Annotated in this window: 17 protein-coding genes; 8 read left to right on the forward strand and 9 right to left on the reverse strand. The window is 71.2% G+C overall.

From position 1 onward, the window contains the following. Positions 1–20: 20 nt before the first annotated feature. The 4 genes from HNP44_RS07360 to HNP44_RS07375 are packed head-to-tail and all read left to right on the forward strand — an operon-like array spanning position 21 to position 3,779. On the forward strand, positions 21–1,052 hold the full coding sequence (locus HNP44_RS07360) for a 2-aminoethylphosphonate ABC transporter substrate-binding protein (RefSeq protein ID WP_259143415.1): 1,032 nt from the start codon (positions 21–23) through the stop codon (positions 1,050–1,052). Then, positions 1,049–2,131 (forward strand): ABC transporter ATP-binding protein, encoded by a 1,083-nt coding sequence (locus HNP44_RS07365; RefSeq protein WP_374758755.1) that lies wholly within the window; start codon positions 1,049–1,051, stop codon positions 2,129–2,131. Before HNP44_RS07360 ends, HNP44_RS07365 begins: the two co-directional genes overlap by 4 nt. Then, positions 2,128–2,988 (forward strand): 2-aminoethylphosphonate ABC transporter permease subunit, encoded by an 861-nt coding sequence (locus HNP44_RS07370; protein WP_259143410.1) that lies wholly within the window; start codon positions 2,128–2,130, stop codon positions 2,986–2,988. Before HNP44_RS07365 ends, HNP44_RS07370 begins: the two co-directional genes overlap by 4 nt. After that, positions 2,988–3,779 (forward strand): ABC transporter permease, encoded by a 792-nt coding sequence (locus HNP44_RS07375; RefSeq protein WP_259143408.1) that lies wholly within the window; start codon positions 2,988–2,990, stop codon positions 3,777–3,779. The genes HNP44_RS07370 and HNP44_RS07375 overlap by 1 nt, the downstream gene beginning before the upstream one ends. Here the strand turns inward: HNP44_RS07375 and HNP44_RS07380 are convergent. Beyond that, positions 3,727–4,656, reverse strand: coding sequence for a LysR family transcriptional regulator (locus HNP44_RS07380; protein WP_259143407.1), 930 nt, complete (start codon positions 4,654–4,656; stop codon positions 3,727–3,729). The two genes, HNP44_RS07375 and HNP44_RS07380, sit on opposite strands and share 53 nt — an antisense overlap. Before the next feature lie 70 nt (positions 4,657–4,726). On the opposite strand from HNP44_RS07380, the gene HNP44_RS07385 reads away from it, so the two are divergent. The 3 genes from HNP44_RS07385 to HNP44_RS07395 all read left to right on the forward strand — a co-directional run bounded on the left by HNP44_RS07385 (position 4,727) and on the right by HNP44_RS07395 (position 7,210). Further along, positions 4,727–5,887 (forward strand): TDT family transporter, encoded by a 1,161-nt coding sequence (locus HNP44_RS07385; RefSeq protein WP_259172106.1) that lies wholly within the window; start codon positions 4,727–4,729, stop codon positions 5,885–5,887. Between the two features lie 67 nt (positions 5,888–5,954). Further along, complete coding sequence (locus HNP44_RS07390) at positions 5,955–6,554, forward strand: hypothetical protein (RefSeq protein ID WP_259143405.1); 600 nt, start codon at positions 5,955–5,957, stop codon at positions 6,552–6,554. Continuing rightward, on the forward strand, positions 6,551–7,210 hold the full coding sequence (locus HNP44_RS07395) for a hypothetical protein (protein ID WP_259143404.1): 660 nt from the start codon (positions 6,551–6,553) through the stop codon (positions 7,208–7,210). Before HNP44_RS07390 ends, HNP44_RS07395 begins: the two co-directional genes overlap by 4 nt. Positions 7,211–7,240: 30 nt before the next feature. Here the strand turns inward: HNP44_RS07395 and HNP44_RS07400 are convergent, their stop codons facing one another. Then, positions 7,241–8,506 carry an SPFH domain-containing protein gene (locus HNP44_RS07400; protein WP_259143399.1) on the reverse strand — a complete coding sequence of 422 codons (1,266 nt, stop codon included), beginning with the start codon at positions 8,504–8,506 and terminating at the stop codon, positions 7,241–7,243. Positions 8,507–8,528: 22 nt separating this feature from the next. After that, positions 8,529–8,960, reverse strand: a complete 432-nt coding sequence (locus HNP44_RS07405; RefSeq protein WP_259143397.1) for an NfeD family protein — start codon at positions 8,958–8,960, stop codon at positions 8,529–8,531. An 82-nt stretch (positions 8,961–9,042) separates the two neighbouring features. On the opposite strand from HNP44_RS07405, the gene HNP44_RS07410 reads away from it, so the two are divergent. Next, positions 9,043–9,915, forward strand: a complete 873-nt coding sequence (locus HNP44_RS07410; protein ID WP_259143395.1) for an alpha/beta fold hydrolase — start codon at positions 9,043–9,045, stop codon at positions 9,913–9,915. Position 9,916: 1 nt separating this feature from the next. Here HNP44_RS07410 and HNP44_RS07415 read toward each other — a convergent pair whose 3' ends face one another. The 6 genes from HNP44_RS07415 to HNP44_RS07440 form a co-directional block, all read right to left on the reverse strand. Next, the gene (locus HNP44_RS07415) at positions 9,917–10,681 is read right to left on the reverse strand and encodes a DUF4873 domain-containing protein (protein ID WP_259143393.1); all 765 of its coding nucleotides are present in this window, start codon (positions 10,679–10,681) and stop codon (positions 9,917–9,919) included. Further along, positions 10,678–11,583: an AurF N-oxygenase family protein gene (locus HNP44_RS07420; RefSeq protein ID WP_259143392.1), complete on the reverse strand. Its 906-nt coding sequence runs from the start codon at positions 11,581–11,583 to the stop codon at positions 10,678–10,680. The genes HNP44_RS07415 and HNP44_RS07420 overlap by 4 nt, the downstream gene beginning before the upstream one ends. 68 nt (positions 11,584–11,651) lie before the next feature. After that, positions 11,652–12,275, reverse strand: a complete 624-nt coding sequence (locus tag HNP44_RS07425; RefSeq protein ID WP_259143390.1) for a TetR/AcrR family transcriptional regulator — start codon at positions 12,273–12,275, stop codon at positions 11,652–11,654. Between the two features lie 35 nt (positions 12,276–12,310). After that, positions 12,311–13,132 (reverse strand): DUF3097 domain-containing protein, encoded by an 822-nt coding sequence (locus HNP44_RS07430; RefSeq protein WP_259143388.1) that lies wholly within the window; start codon positions 13,130–13,132, stop codon positions 12,311–12,313. Positions 13,133–13,143: 11 nt separating this feature from the next. Next, positions 13,144–14,262, reverse strand: coding sequence for a hypothetical protein (locus HNP44_RS07435; RefSeq protein ID WP_259143387.1), 1,119 nt, complete (start codon positions 14,260–14,262; stop codon positions 13,144–13,146). After that, positions 14,259–15,377: a phosphotransferase family protein gene (locus HNP44_RS07440; protein WP_259143385.1), complete on the reverse strand. Its 1,119-nt coding sequence runs from the start codon at positions 15,375–15,377 to the stop codon at positions 14,259–14,261. Before HNP44_RS07440 ends, HNP44_RS07435 begins: the two co-directional genes overlap by 4 nt. Between the last annotated feature and the right edge of the window lie 34 nt (positions 15,378–15,411).

Here is a 15,411-nt window from a genome sequence, read left to right on the forward strand (position 1 = left end):
CGAACGAAGGGCAATCCCTCATGCGCATCACCCGATCCCTCTCCGCGATCACGGCCGTGGCCGCGGTCTTCGCGGTCGCCGCGTGCGGCGGCACCGGCGGCGGCGCCGGCTCCTCCGACACCGTCACCGTCTACAGCGCCGACGGCCTCGGCGACTGGTACAAGGCCGAATTCGAGGACTTCACCAAGCACACCGGAGTCAAGGTCGCCCTGGTCGAGGCCGGCTCGGGTGAGGTCGTCTCCCGGGCCCAGAAGGAGAAGGCGAACCCGCAGGTCGACGTCCTCGTCACGCTGCCGCCGTTCATCCAGCAGGCACAGCAGCAGGGTTCGCTGGTGAAGTCGGACGTCGACACCTCCGCGGTGCCCGACACATTGAAGGCCGCCGACGGCACCTACGTCGCCGTGGTCAACAACTACTTCGCGATGATCCGCAACACGGCCGCGCAACCGATGCCCGCCGACTGGGCCGAGTTCACCAGTCCCGCGTACAAGCAGAAGATCCAGTACTCGACGCCCGGCAAGGCCGGCGACGGCACCGCCCTGCTCCTCCTTCTCCAGCACGTCATGGGCAAGGAAGCCGCGCTGAAGTACCTCACCGATCTCCAGCCGAACAACGTCGGCCCGTCGACGTCCACCGGCAAGCTCGGCCCGAAGACCTCCAAGGGCGAGCTCACCGTCGCGAACTCGGACGTCCAGATGGCCCTCGCGGCCATCGCCGCCGACAAGGTCGCCTACGAGGTCTTCTACCCCGCGTGGGGCGGAAAGCGCACCACGCTGCCACTGCCGTACTACATGGGTCTCGCCGACAAGGCGCCCCACGCGGCGAACGGTAAGAAGCTCATGGAGCACCTGCTGTCCAAGGACGTCCAGCAGAACGTGCCCGCCCGTGCCTGGGGAGCACCGGTCCGCAGCGATGTCACCCCGTCGGGTCCGCAATGGGACGCCTTCCAGAAGGCGATCGACGGCGTCGAGATCTGGTACCCGAACTGGGACCAGGTCCTCACCGGGCTGGACGCCGACGTCAAGGCCTACGAGAAGGCAACCGGCCAGTGACCGCCCCCAAGCGCACCGTTCAGGCGCCGAAGGGCCTGGACGACGACGCCGTGGACCGGACGGTCCGCCGCACGGTCGCCGTGGGCCTGACCGACGTGAGCGTCACGTACGGCGACACCGTCGCCCTGCGGGACTGCAGCTTCGAGGTCGCGCGCGGGGAGACGGTCGCGCTGCTCGGGCCGTCCGGATCCGGAAAGTCGACCGCGCTCAAGGCGATCGCCGGCTTCGAGCGGGTCTCCTCGGGCGCCGTCACCATCGACGGCCGCGACGTCACGCACCTGTCCCCCGCGAAGCGCGGCATCGGCATCGTCGTCCAGAGCTACGCCCTGTTCCCGCACATGACCGTGGCGAAAAACGTCGCCTTCGGCCTCCGCTCGCGCGGCGCCGACCGGTCGGCGATCGCGCCCCGCGTCGCAGAGGTACTCGGCATGGTCGGGATGGCGGAGTACGCGGATCGCCTGCCGCGGCAGCTGTCCGGCGGCCAGCAGCAGCGCGTCGCGATCGCCCGCGCGCTGGCCACCCGGCCGAATGTCGTGCTGCTCGACGAGCCGCTCTCGGCCCTCGACGCGGGCATGCGCAAGGACATGCTCGGCGAGCTGCAGCGCCTGCGCGCCGAGCTGCCCGACGTCGCGATGGTCTACGTGACGCACGACCAGAGCGAGGCGCTCGCGCTGGCGGATCGCGTCGCGATCATGCGCGACGCCAGACTCGAGGCGATCGGCACGACCGACGAGCTCTTCCACCGCCCGCCGACCCGCTTCACCGCGACCTTCCTCGGCGGCGCCGACGTTCTGCCGGGTGGGGCGCTGCGCACCTCACGGCCGCTGCCCGACGGTGACCACCTGCTCGCGGTCCGCCCGTGGGCGTGGCGGTTCACGCGGACGGCACCGTCGAACGGCCTACGGGTGACCGTCGAGCAGGAGCAGTGGCGCGGCGCCGTCCGGCACGTGACGGCGCGGGTCGCCGAGACGGGCGAGACGATCGGCGTCGACGTGCCGGTGCTGACCGAGGCGCCGCTCAAGGCGGAGTCGCTGTGGGCCGAGGTCGACCCCGCAGACGTGATGGTGGTGCCGCGATGACGGCCGTGCTGGACGCGCCGCCCGCGCCCCCGGCCCCGCCCGCCGGACAGTCGTTCGCGGTGCCGCGCTGGGTGTGGGTACTGCCGCCGGTGGCGTTCATCCTCGTCGCCGTCGTGTACCCGCTGGTCGGGATCGTCGCGCGCACGTTCACCGACAAGGCCGAGCGCCCGGCCGGCCTCGCGACCTGGCGCGAGACCCTCACCGACGGTGCCGTACTGAGCGCCCTGGGCACGACGGTGAAGGTCGCGGCGCTGTCGACGGCCGGCTGCCTCGTCGCGGGGACCTTCCTGGCGCTGGTGCTGGCCTTCGTGCCCTTCCCGGGCGCGGCGGCGATCTCCCGGCTGATCGAGGTCGTGGTCTCCTTCCCCAGCTTCCTCATCCCGCTCGCCCTGGGCGTGCTGCTCGGCCCGGTGGGCGTGGCGCAGGCGATCGGCGTCCCGACCGGCTCGTTCACCACGTCGCTGTGGGGCGTGGTGCTCGCGGAGATCGCCTTCTACACGCCGTTCGTGGTGCGCCCTATGCTGGCCGCCTTCGGCCAGTTCCCGACGGTGCAGATCGACGTCGCGTCGTCGCTGGGCGCGGGGCCGCTCCGGATCATCGCCCGCGTGATCCTGCCGGCGGTGCTGCCCGCGCTGGCCGCCGCGGGCTCGCTCACCTTCCTGCTCACGCTCAACGAGTTCGGGATCGTACTGTTCACCGGCGCCAAGGACGTGATCACGGTGCCGATGCTGATCTACACCCGGTCGATCGTGGGCCAGGACTTCGCGTCGGCGGCCGTCCTCGCGACGGTGCAGTTACTCATCTCCATCGGTGCGTACGTGACGTACCGCGTGCTCGTGAAGAAGGGAGTGCGCTGATGCTGGTGCGCAATCCGGCCGCCCGCGTCGGGGTCTGGGCCGCCTTCGCCGTCGTCCTGGTGACGCTGGTGATCACGCCGATCGCCGTCACGGTGATCACCGCGTTCAGCGCGAGCTGGACCTCGGTACTGCCATCCGCGCTGACCACCGACCACGTCGCCGACGTCTTCACGCCGGAGAACGCGGCCAGCATCGGCGTCTCGGTGCAGACCGCGCTCCTCGCCTCGGCGCTCGCAGTCGCGACCGGGACGTGGGCGGCGCTGGCGGTGCCGAGTCTGCCCGCGCAACTCCGCGGCGCGATCGACGCGTTCTTCCACCTGCCCGTCGCCGTGCCCTCGGTGGTGGTCGGCCTCGGTGTGCTCGTGGCCTTCTCGGCGCCTCCGATCGTCCTGGGCGGCACCCCGTCGATCGTGATCCTGGTACAGGCGATCCTGGTCTTCGCCTTCGCCTATTCGATGGTCTCGGCGGCGGTCTCGCAGCTGGATCCGATGCTCGACAAGGTCGGCGGCTCGCTCGGCGCGTCCCCGCTGCGGCTGCTGCTGACGGTGCGCCTGCCTTTGCTCCTGCCGTCGATCGCCGCGGCGGCCGGACTGTCGGTGGCGCTGTGCATGGGCGAGCTCGGCGCAACCATCATGGTCTACCCGGCGTCGTGGCGGACCCTGCCGGTCACGGTGTTCACCCAGTCGGATCGCGGGGACCTGTTCGGCGCGGCCGCGAACACGATGTTCCTGGTTCTGATCACCGTGGTGATCCTCGGCGTGCTCTCGGCGTTCCGGCGGCGCGCCCGCTAGCCACCGCCAGCAACGTATCGACCACCTCGCGCGGTGCGGCGTCCTTGCGCCGCACCGCGCGCAGGCGTCGGTGCAGGTCGACGCCGTCGGTGGGGATTTCGACGAGCCGGCCGTCGCGCAGCTCCGCATTCACCGCGAGTTCGCTGAGCACGGCGGCCCGGCCGCCCGCGGCGACCATGATCTTCACGGCGGCGTTCGTGCCGAGCGCGATGGATCGCGGGTCCGGCTCGAGCCCCACCCTCCGCAGCGCGGCCTCGAGCGCGTCGCGGGTGCCGGCCCCGGGCTCGCGGGTGACCAGTGGCAGTTCCGCGAGCTCCGCGGCGGTGACGGGGCGGTCGTCCCGCCGCCGCGCCAGCCGGTCCTCCGGCGCCGCGACCAGCACCATCCGGTCGGTCCGCACGGTCCGCGAGACGAGGTCGTCGGGCACCGTCGGGCCTTCGATGAAGCCCAGGTCGGCGACGTGAGCACGCACGTCGGCGATGACCGCGGCGGAGTTGCCCACGGTCAGGTGCACGGGCTCGTCGGTGTGCTCGCGCAGGCGGGCGAGCCACGCGGGCATGAGGTACTCGGCGATGGTCTGGCTGCAGGCGATCCGCACGGTGTGGTCGAAGCGCAGCGCCTCCGCGCCGGTCTGCAGGGCCGCCATCGCGGTCACCACCGACCGCGCCCACTCCGTGACAGCTGCGCCCTCAGGCGTCAGCTCGGCGCCGCGGGTGCGCCGGTCCAGCAGATCGAGCCGGAGCTGGCGCTCGAGGTGGCGCAGGCGGGAGCTGGCACTGGGCTGGGAGATCGAGCACTCCCGGGCTGCCGCCGAGATCGATCCCAGATCCGCCACGGCCACCAGCAGGCGCAGAGATTCGACCGACGGCATGTCCATAGTCCCATCCTATGGGTAGATAGGCGCCCTGTGGGTTCTGAATGCTGCGATCCGGCGACAGAGTGGTCCCATGCACGTCATGACCACCGCCACCCGCGCCGCCAGCCCCGCCCCGACCGGGCTGTTGCGCGACCTCCGGAGCCCCTGGGAGGCCGTCTCCAACCTGACGCCGAACTGGTTCGCCTCGGTCATGGGCACCGGCATCATCGCCAACGCGGCCGTGGGGCTCCCCGTCCACGTGCCCGGCCTGCGCACCGCGGCCGCCGCGGTGTGGGTCCTGGCTGCCGTCCTGCTCACGATGCTCACCCTCGGCACCGTCGCACACTGGATCCGGTACCCCGCGTTCGCCCGCCGCCACCACCGCGACCCCGTGATCGGCAACTTCTACGGCGCCATGGCGATGGCCTTCCTCACCGTCGGTATCGGGGCCGTCCTGGTGGGCCGCGACTGGATCGGCCTGACCGCCGCGCTCGCGCTGGGCACCACGCTCTGGGTGATCGGCTCGGTGCTCGGCCTGTTCTTCGCCATCCTGATCCCGGTACTGATGGTCCGCGGCGGCCACTACCGCACGGACGCCGCATTCGCGGGCTGGCTGATGCCCGTCGTCTCCCCCATGGTCACCGCCGCCGGTGGCGCGGTGTTGCTGCCCTACGCGGCGGAGGGCGGCGTGCGCGTCGCGCTGCTGTGGTTCAGCTACGGGTGTTTCGCTTTCACCCTCGCCGCGTCGCTGATCGTGCTGCCAGCCGTCCTGCTGCGCCTCCTCCGCGGCGCTCTCTGGGCGGCACCGATGATCCCCACCGCGTGGATCGTGCTCGGCCCACTCGGGCAGTCGATCACCGCGGCGAACGGCCTCGGATCGACGGCCCACCTCGCGGTGGACCGCGACCTCGCGGCGAGCCTGCAGCGCTTCGGTACGGACTACGGCTGGACCGTCACGGTGGTCGTCCTCATGTGGACCGCAGTCGCGCTCGTGCTCACCGCCCGCACCGCCCTGGGCACGACCGAAGGCCTGCCGTACGCGCTGACCTGGTGGTCCTTCACCTTCCCCATCGGGACCTGCGCGACCGGCTTCAGCGCGATGGCGGCGGCCACGGGCGCCACCGGATACGCGGTGCTCGCGGTCGTCTTCTTCCTCGGCCTGGTGTCCGGCTGGGTGGCCGCCGCACGCGGCACCGTCGCCCGCGCCGTGGTCAGCGGCGCGCTGCTCCGTCACCCCGAACTCACGGCCTGAGCCTCCCCACACAGAAAGCAAGCCTCAATACTTGCTTCCGCTCATCGCAAGTCATTACACTTGCGATGTGATCGTCCTCACCGCCGACCAACGGAGCAGCCGCACCGACACCGACCGGGTCGAGGCGGCGCGCGCCCTCCTGGCCTCCCTCGCATGGCTCCGTCCGCCCGATCGCACCGCGGGCGATGAACTGCAGGCGGTCACCGACGACCCCACGGTCGCCGTCGACGCGGCGCTGGCCCTCCTCGCCGACGGGCACTGGAGCGTCGGCCTCGGAGCCGGCCCGGTCGAGTCACCACTTCCCGCCCAGACCCGCGCGGGCCGCGGCCGTGCCTTCGAGAAGGCACGGGAGGCGGTCGAGGCAGCCAAGGGCGCCGCGGTTCCCCTGCAGGTCCGAGGCGACGACGCCGCCGCAACGGCCCGCGCCGAGGCGATCCTGTCGGTGCTCGGCCTTATCGTGGGCCGCAGATCACGGGAGGGACAGGAGGTGACCGCCTTGTTGAACACGGGAATGTCGATCACGGCGGCCGCGGCGGAGCTCGGCGTCTCGCGGCAGGCAGCGTCGCAGCGCGCGGCGGCAGCGGGCTGGTCGGTGGAGCCGGCAGGCCGCGCCCTCGCTGTCGAGCTGCTGGCCGCGGCCGATCTCGGCACGGAGGCGACTCGATGATCGGCGTCGTCGTCGCACTGCTGCTCGCCGCCGCGGTGGCCGGTGTCCTCGTCGCGCGACGCGGCGCGCGCGGACCGGCGGGATTGGCGTGGGCAGCGGTTCCGGCGGTCCTCGTCGGCGCGGCGGCCGTCGTCGCGCTCGCCGCGCCGGCGACCAGCGGCTTCGGCCTGGCCGCGGTGCGCGTCGCCGCGGTGCTCGCGGCCATGGCAGGCGGCAGCGCCCTGGTCACCGCTGCGTTCGCGTTAGCCGGTGCCACCGGGGAGGACGAACCCGCGGGCGAGTCCGAGTCCGAGGCCGAAACGGCGCCCGCGGATGGCACGGACGCACCGACTCCCGACGGCTCGGAGGGATCACCCGATGGCGACGAAACCCGCCGGGCGGGCGGCGCGCCGAACGACGAGCCGCGCGATGAGCCCGTGCCCGCTTCGCCGCTGCGCGGCGGGCTGGCGATCGGCGTCCTCGAGCGGGCCGCCATCGCGGTGTGCGTGCTCGCGAATTTCGGCGGCGGCCTCGCGGTCATCATCGCCGCGAAGGGCCTCGCGCGCTACCCCGAGCTGCGCCACCCAGGCGCTGCGGAGCAGTTCATCATCGGCACTTTCGTCTCGGTGCTGTGGGCGGTCGCGTGCACCGGCGTCGCCGTGGCCCTGGGGCGCTGACCGCCGCGGAGCTCCCTATCCGGCGCGGCGTCAACCCTCCTGCGGCGGCACCTGTTCCGGCTGCTGCGCCTCGGACGGCGCGAGGCTCTGCCAGCGCGTGTGCCCCTGGCCCAGCTGGCTCGCCGACTGGCCGCTCGGGAGCTGTGCGGTGCCGTCCGAGAGGAAGTCCGGTGCCGTCGCACGCGCAGAGGGCGACGGCGCGGAGGACCCGATCGGCGCATCGGGCACCTCGTCCTTCGTCACGACCACGGGCGCCACGGGTTCCGGCGTATCGAACCAGCCTTCGGTGTTGATGTCCGGTGCGGTCGTGGGCGCGTCCTCGGAAGGCTCGAACCGGAAGACCCCGTCGGATCCTGGCGTGCCGAGGTTGCGCATGAAGCCCTGCAGGGCCGCGTTGAAGTCGCTCGGCACCACCCACACCTTGTTCGCGTCGCCCTGCGCCATCTCCGGCAGGGTCTGCAGGTACTGGTAGGCGAGCAGCTCGGGCGTCGGACGCCCTGACTTGATCGCGGAGAACGTGGTCTCGATGGCCTTCGCCTCGCCCTGGGCCTCCAGGTACGCGGCGGCGCGGCGACCCTCGGCCCGCAGGATCTCCGCCTGCCGGTCGGCCTCCGCGGCGAGGATGGCGGCCTGCCGCTCGCCCTCCGCCAGCAGGATCCGGCTGGCCTTGTCACCCTCGGCTGACTTGATCGCGGCCTCGCGGTGCCCCTCGGCGGAGAGGATGGTGGCCCGCTTTTCGCGGTCGGCCTTCATCTGCTTCTCCATCGATTCTTGGATCGACGGGGGCGGGAAGATCGACTTGAGTTCGACCCGGGCGACGCGCAGGCCCCACCGCGACGTGGCCTCGTCGAGCACGCCGCGGAGCTGGCCGTTGATCTTCTCGCGCGAGGTCAGCGTCTCCTCCAGCGTCATGCCGCCGACCACGTTGCGCAGCGTGGTCGTGGTGATCTGCTCGACGCCGACCACGTAGTTGCTGATCTCGTACACCGCGGCCTCGGGCCGGGTCACCTGGAAGTAGACGACGGTGTCGATGTTCACCGTCAGGTTGTCCTGCGTGATCACCGGTTGGGGTGGGAACGAGACCACCTGCTCACGCAGGTCTACCCGTGCGCGGACCTTGTCGACGAACGGGATCAGCAGCGCCAGTTGGCCGGAAACCGTTCGCGTGTACCGACCGAGCCGCTCGATCACCGCGGCCTGCGCCTGCGGGACGAGCACCAGCGACTTCACCAGCACGACCACCGCCGCGAGGATCAGTACGAGGAGTACGACCAGTCCGATTCCTATGCCATCCATGGATATGCCTCTCGTTGTCGGCTCAACTGTCCACTACGACGGCGACCGCGCCGTCGATCTCGACGATGGTCACCTCCACGCCCACGGGGATCGGCGCACCGTCGTACGGCGTCCGCGCGGACCACTCCTCGCCGCCGATCAGCACCCGGCCGGCCTCGCCCGAGACGGATTGCAGCACAGTCGCCGTCGTGCCCGGGAGCGATTCGAGATACGACGGTGCCTCACCCCGTTTGCTCTCGACGTATCGCCGCAGCGGCGGCCGTACGAGCACCAGAAGGAGGACGGACGACACCGCGAATACGAGGCCCTGCGCCCACAGCGGTACATCGAAGACACTGGTGACGCCGGCGGTGACAAGGGCTCCGCCACCCAGCATGAGCAGAGTGAATTCGCCGGCCGCGACTTCCGCGACGGCCAGCAGGATCGCTCCGATGAGCCACAGCGCCGCTGCCATACCTCGATCCTGCCAGAACCGGACAGGCGCGGCGAGGACCTTCCGTGTTAGGTTCGCCTTAGTAGTCGATGACGGGGGTCCGATGCACACACAGGGCGAGAGCGCCCACCTGCCCACCCGCGACGGACGGACGCTCCACGCGGCGGTCCTGCCGGGGCCGGAGGACGCGCCGATCGTGGTCTTCGAGGCGGGCGCCGCGGCGAGCCGATCCACCTGGGCCGCCGTCCAGCCGGCGGTCGCTGGGTTCGCGACGGCAGTCGCCTACGACCGGTCCGGCCTCGGCCGCAGCGCACCGGATCCCGTGGCGCGCACGCTCGATCGGATGGCCGACGACCTGAATGACCTTCTCGACGGGCTCGGTGCGGACCGGCGGTTCATCCTCGTCGGCCACAGCGCCGGCGGCCCGATCGTGCGGCTCGCGGCGTCCCGCCGCCCTGAACGGATCGCGGCTCTGGTGCTCGTCGATCCGACGGACGAGGCCGCCGACGTGCTCTTCGGTGCGCCGTTCAGGATCCTCGAGCAAGTGATGGTCCGGGTCGGCTGGGTGCTCGCCCGGCTGGGCCTGCTGGAGCGGGTCTACGCGGCCCAGTTCGCGGATGCGCCCGCCGATGTCCGCGAGGACGCGCACCGTGAGGCCTTCACACCGGGCGTGATGACCACCCATCGCCGGCAGGCGCGGACCTTCCTCGCCGAGCTCGCGGCGTGGCGCGGCGGAGCTCCGGACCTCGGCGACATCCCGGTCACCGTGATCTCGGGTGCGAACGCCGGCGATGGGATGAACGCGTCGATGCGCGCCGCCGCCAACGACTCTCACGCCACGCGGGCTCAGGCCTCTCCGCGGGGACGCCACGTGCTCGCGGAGAACTCGGGGCACCTCGTGCCGATGACCGACCCGGAGCTGATCGTCGAGGAGATCCGACGCCTCGTCTCCGGGCCGGCGGCCGAGATGGGCTGAGTCAGAGCGGATATGGCGGCGCGCCCACGCCGACCAGGCGGTAGGTGCCCCATACCGTCTTATCGGTGACCATCGCCGGCGCGGCTTCTCCCCCGCCGACGGACACGGTCACGCTGCCACGGGGCATCTTCTTGAGCGCCGCGCCGATCTCCAGGTCGTCGACGGTGCCGTACCAGTGGTAGCGACCGTCGAGCGGCTCGAGGTGTCCGGCGAGCCGGACGGGCGAGACCACCTCGTAATCGCCTGAACGAAGCACCGCCTCGCCGGCGTAGACGCCCTCGTCGCGCACGTGGTCGTTCGAGAGGTCGATCGCATCGCGGTCCGGCCGGGCCGGCGCGCGCCGCCCCCTCTGGATCCATCGCGCGGTCACCGGCGGCCGCGAGAGCAGGCGCGTCGCCGCCTCCGTGTACATCCACCGCAGCCATGCGTCCAGCGTGTCCAGCTGGAGCCGGGAGCCGTCGGTGAGCACCAGGTTCGGCACTCCGTTAACGAGCATGCCCAGGTAGGCGCGCTCAGCGTCGGCGGGCCCGACCGTACGGGGCGGCGCGACGCGCGGGTCCACCGCCGGGACCTCGATCGCGGCCGTCGTCCCCGCGAGCACCACGAGGTCGTAGTCGACCGCGCCGGCCGCGGTCGTCAGCGTCCAGGCGTCGCGGTCGGGCCGGAAGCGCAGGCCCGCCACGTCCGACGGTGCCACGACGGCACCGTCGACTCCGGGAACACGCGTCCCGATGACGACGATCCGCGGCGGCTCCTCCGACGTCACGCGAGGAACCCCGCCTTCTTCCACGACCACCGCGCGAGCGGGCCCATGAGGCCGACGGAATCCAGGAAGCGGCCGAGGTCGCGGAAACCGTCCTGCTTGGCCTTGATGTGGTGCGGGTTGGTGATCGCCGCGCGGTAGGCCGCCTTCGGGTCGAGGCCCACGCGGGCGTACATGCGCGGATTGGCGAACAGCATGCGGAATCCGAACGCCGCAGCGGCATGAAGGTTGCCGACGAGCAGCGTCTGCAACCGGCTCCGGTCGGCCACACCTCGGCGCGCGCCGTCGCGGGCGTAGCCGATGTGCCGCGCCTCCTCTGTCACGTGGATCTGCATGAGCCGCGCGACGATGGGCTGCAGCTCTGGATCATCCTTGATCTGCCGCTGCTGGGCATCGAAGATCTCCTCACCGACGAGCGCGGCAATCCACACGGCCTGGCCACGGATGATGGGAGCCAAGGCGTACTTCACGACGCCGAGCTGCCAGCCGCGCAGTCGGAAGGGCCGTTCCCCGACACGGTCGATGACCTTGCCGAACATCACCATATGGCGGCACTCGTCACCCATCTCGGTGAGCGAATAGAAGGCGTCGCGCGAGGTGGGGTCCTTGGACAGGAGGTCACGGAGCAGGAGGCGGTTGAGGAGGTTCTCGAACCAGATTCCCATCGACAGCAGATTGACCATCTCCTGGCGGGAGAGGGCGATCTGCTGCTCGCGGGTCATGCCGTTCCAGATGTCCGTGCCGTACAGGGTGCACATGTGTGGCGGCAGGAAGAACTTGTCGGGGTCGATCGGGGCGTCCCAGTCGATGTCGACGACGGGCGCATAGGAGCGCTTGACGGAGCCGCCGAGGAGCCGGTCGGCAACCGCATCGCGGGTACGTTCGGGCAGAGTCGTATCGGTCATGTGGCGAACGTAACACCACTACCGGACAGTCCGCAATAAACTGTCTATCTCAGCAGGTCCAGGGCGTGTCAGGGCGCGATCGTCGCCCGCACCGGAAGCACGAAGGCCTGGGCGTACCGCCGGCCCGCTTCGACGTTCGCCGAGCTCGGTCCCCTGTGGTCTGCACCGTCGATGACGCCCTCGACGGCAGGCAGCGGAGTCAGCAGCAGCGAGTGCAGTTGCCGGACGAAGTAGTCGGCAAAGGCATGCACGTCGGCGCCGTCGCGGTACTCGCCGCGCCGGATCTCCCCCAGGAAGAACCGCCGCCCCTGCTGGATCTGCGGCGAATCCCCTGTGATGTACGGCAGCAGCAACGCCGGGTTCGAGGCCAGCACATGCTGCAGCGCGCGGTGCTCCCGCAGATAGGCGTACGCGTAGCCGAATCCGGACGCGAGTCGTTCGTCGTTGTCGGTGATCCCGTCCGCGAAGTCGTGGATCCGCCGGTAGAACTTGTCCAGCTCGCTCGCGACGAGGGCCTCCACCAGCGCGTCCTTGCCGGTGAAGTGCTGGTAGAGCGTCGCCCGCGCCAGGCGAGCGCGCTTGGCCAGCGCGCCCATGGAGATCCGCGTCAGGCCGGCCTCGTCGACCCAGTCGAGAGCCGCGCGCAAGATCTGCTGCCGGGTGTCGGGTTTCGTCGTCGGGGTCGATGCCACCTGCGGATTCTATCCCCGGGCGGGGACTGCCGCGGTCAGGAAGCGGGATCGGTGACGAAGTCCACGAGCCGTTCGACGGCACCGATGAGCGAGGCGTCGAGATCGCGGAAGGAGGTGACCGCGCCCTGCACGCGGCGCCAGCCGTCCTGCGGCGTGCCCCAGCCGAGGCGTTCGCAGGTGCCGGTCTTCCAGTCCTCGCCGCGCGGCACGTCGGGCCAGGCCGCGATGCCGACCGATGCGGGCCTCACCGCCGCCCAGATGTCAATGAACGGGTGGCCGGTGACCATGACGTACTTGCCGAGAGACTGCGTCATCCGGGACTCCTTCGAGCCCTCGACGAGGTGGTCGGCGAGCACGCCCACCTTGCGGCCGGGCCCGGGCTGGAACTCGGCGAGCCGGGCTCCCAGGTGGTCGAGGCCCTCGAGCTGCTCGACGACGACGCCCTCGACCCGCAGATCGTGTCCCCAGACGCGTTCGACGAGCGCAGCGTCGTGGATGCCCTCGACCCAGATCCGACTGGGCAGCGCGACACGGGCCTTGACGCCCTCCACTCGAGTCGAGCCCGACGCGCTCCGCTGCGGGCCCGACGGTGCCTTCGCCCGCGGCTTCACCAGGGTGACGGGCTTCCCGTCGATGAGGAAGGCGGCCGTGCGCATCGCGAAGACGCGGACGGCGCCGCGGCCGTCCTCGAGCTTGACGAGGTCGCCATCGTAACTCTTGTCGAAGCCGACGACGGCGCCGCAGAAGCCGGTCGCCGCGTCCTCGACCACGAGGTCGCGGTCGGCGGGAACCTCGGGGACCACCCGCGCCTTCTTGCTCGCGTGCCCCGCGTAGATGTCGCCATAGCCGTGTCCCACGGCGGATGATTCTACGGCGCGGGATCCACGTAGTGCTGGAAGCCGTAGCGCGTGTGCGGCCCGATCGCGCCGAACTCGAACAGGCCCTCGCCCTCCTCCGTGCGCCCGTTCGGGTGCCGGACGGTGCACGTCGCGAGGTACTCGACGGGGACCAGCATGGTGAGGTTCACGTCGAGTTCGGACACGCGGAAGCGCCGCCCCTCGACCTTCTCCTCGCCCTGCCACATGCCGTGCCGCCAGTCCTGATCGAGGCCGTAGCCCGTGCCGAAGCCGAAGTGGTTGGCAGTGGTGATGCGCACGTCGACGGTGGTGGCGGCACCGTCGGACCCCGTGAAGACGAGCCGGGCCGCGCGGGCCTGGCGGGTGCCCGGCACGAAGTCGATGTCGTGCGCGACGTGGCCGAGCCAGCGCGGTTCGGAGCCGTCGTGCGGGATCCAGGTGGCGTCCTCGACGACGGGGCGGCCCCGGACGTCCTCCTGCAGCACGACGCAGATCGCTGCGTCGGCTGTGGTGAAGACCGAGTAGATCCAGAAGAAGTTGCCGGCCTCGGTGACCCGGCGCCCGGGCGGCTCAGCCTCGCCGACGGGGCGCACGCCCCAGGAGCGGTCGCGGTTGCCGCGCCAGGTGCTCGCGTCGAACGTCACCCCGTCCACGGTGAGGGCGCCCGCCCACGTCCCGACCTGGACGAACCGCTGGGTGTCGAAGGTGACGCGCTCGAGCTGACGGTGGAAGTGCCGCGGCTCGAGGTGCGCGGGGCCGGTGCCGGTGAACGTGAGGTCGAAGGAGACGTCGTAGTCCGGGCCCGACTCGAGGGCGACGCGCAGGCGCTGCAGCCCGTCGAGCACCTCGACGCGCATCGGCCCGACGGTGGTGTCGGCGCGATCGGCACCGAGTGCCTTGGAGGCGCGGAAGACGATCTGGTCGTCGCCGTGCCGGGCGACGGCGAAACAGTCGACGACGCCCAGGTTCGGGTAGACGCCGAGACCCAGCACGAGGAAGGGCTCGTCGCCGGTGCCGTTGTGGGCGTTGAAGTAGTAGCGGTCGTAGAAGTTGCGGTCCGACGTCGCGGGGTGCCGGATCACCTCCGCGACCTGATGGATCGGATAGTCGTCGAAGGGCGACAGCGTCATACGACGGACTCCCAGTACGTGCCGGCGAGCATCTTCTCGATGCTGGCACGGTGCAGGATCATGTCGTCGGGGTTCTCCGGCGGCGCCGCCGCGCCGAAATCGATGGCGCGGGTCTGGATCCGGTACATGATCACGCCGTGGACGATCGCCGCGTAGGCGGTGTAGAAGTCCATGTCGCGGGGCAGATGGCCAGTGCGGTCGGCGTACCGTCTCTCGACGTGCTGCCGGCGCAGGAAGCCGGGGAGACCGGGCAGCCCGGCGAGCTCGGCCAGATCCTGGAAGAAGCGGTGCAGATAGACGAACCAGCCGAGGTCCAGCTCGCAGGGTCCGACCGTCGCCATCTCCCAGTCGAGGACCGCGACAGGCGTGTTGCCGGCCGGGCCGGCGTACATGAGATTGCCGATGCGGGCGTCGCCCCAGTTGAGCACCTGGTCGGCGTGCGGCGGGAGGTTGTCCTCAGCCCAGGCGAGCGCACGATCCAGGAGGGGCGCGCCGCCGTGCTTCTGCGCCGCCCAGTCGTAGAACGCGCGGAGCCGGCGCAGGTGCGCCTCGAGCGCGGTCTCCCCCGGTTCGGGCATGGGGATCAGGCCGTCGACGGGGACGGGCACGGAGTGGATCATGGCGATCACGTCGACAGAGGCGTCGGACAGTTCGCACAGATCCGCGTCGGTTGAGTCGGGCCGCCAGGCGCCGAAGGTGTAGGGCATGACGTCGGGCGGGACGTCGCCGTCGACACGATCCATGACGAGGAACGGGGCGCCGATCACCGCCGGGTCCTCCTCCACCCAGAGGCACGACGGCGCCGCGACCCCGTACGCCGCGACGTGGCGCATCACCGCGAACTGGGCGGGCAGGTCGTAGGTCGGGAACACCGGGTCGGACTCCGGCCGTGGCGCGACGCGGATGACGAGCCGCTGCTCGTCGTCGCCGAAGCGGACGGTCGCGAGCAGGGTCTCGCTCGACATGCCGTTGCCCTCGGGCAGGTGCAGGTCGAACACCTCCGCGCCCAGCTCGCGCGCGGCGAACCACTGCTGCAACTGGGCGCGCACCTCGTCCGGGGTGCGCTGCGAGGAGGCCGGGCGGGCCTGCTCGGCGAAGGTGTCCGATTCGGTCATGCAGGTCAGGGTAGATCCGCGCGGACCTCGCTAG

It is taken from the genome of Tsukamurella ocularis, from assembly GCF_024807615.1.
GTDB classification, from domain to species: domain Bacteria; phylum Actinomycetota; class Actinomycetes; order Mycobacteriales; family Mycobacteriaceae; genus Tsukamurella; species Tsukamurella ocularis.

Bases quoted from the DNA above. Each gene is read 5' to 3' on its own strand.
- HNP44_RS07360 (WP_259143415.1), top strand. From the start codon at position 21: ATGCGCATCACCCGATCCCTCTCCGCGATCACGGCCGTGGCCGCGGTC.
- HNP44_RS07370 (WP_259143410.1), top strand. From the start codon at position 2,128: ATGACGGCCGTGCTGGACGCGCCGCCCGCGCCCCCGGCCCCGCCCGCC.
- HNP44_RS07375 (WP_259143408.1), top strand. From the start codon at position 2,988: ATGCTGGTGCGCAATCCGGCCGCCCGCGTCGGGGTCTGGGCCGCCTTC.
- HNP44_RS07380 (WP_259143407.1), bottom strand. From the start codon at position 4,656: ATGGACATGCCGTCGGTCGAATCTCTGCGCCTGCTGGTGGCCGTGGCG.
- HNP44_RS07385 (WP_259172106.1), top strand. From the start codon at position 4,727: ATGCACGTCATGACCACCGCCACCCGCGCCGCCAGCCCCGCCCCGACC.
- HNP44_RS07395 (WP_259143404.1), top strand. From the start codon at position 6,551: ATGATCGGCGTCGTCGTCGCACTGCTGCTCGCCGCCGCGGTGGCCGGT.
- HNP44_RS07400 (WP_259143399.1), bottom strand. From the start codon at position 8,506: ATGGATGGCATAGGAATCGGACTGGTCGTACTCCTCGTACTGATCCTC.
- HNP44_RS07405 (WP_259143397.1), bottom strand. From the start codon at position 8,960: ATGGCAGCGGCGCTGTGGCTCATCGGAGCGATCCTGCTGGCCGTCGCG.
- HNP44_RS07410 (WP_259143395.1), top strand. From the start codon at position 9,043: ATGCACACACAGGGCGAGAGCGCCCACCTGCCCACCCGCGACGGACGG.
- HNP44_RS07420 (WP_259143392.1), bottom strand. From the start codon at position 11,583: ATGACCGATACGACTCTGCCCGAACGTACCCGCGATGCGGTTGCCGAC.
- HNP44_RS07435 (WP_259143387.1), bottom strand. From the start codon at position 14,262: ATGACGCTGTCGCCCTTCGACGACTATCCGATCCATCAGGTCGCGGAG.
- HNP44_RS07440 (WP_259143385.1), bottom strand. From the start codon at position 15,377: ATGACCGAATCGGACACCTTCGCCGAGCAGGCCCGCCCGGCCTCCTCG.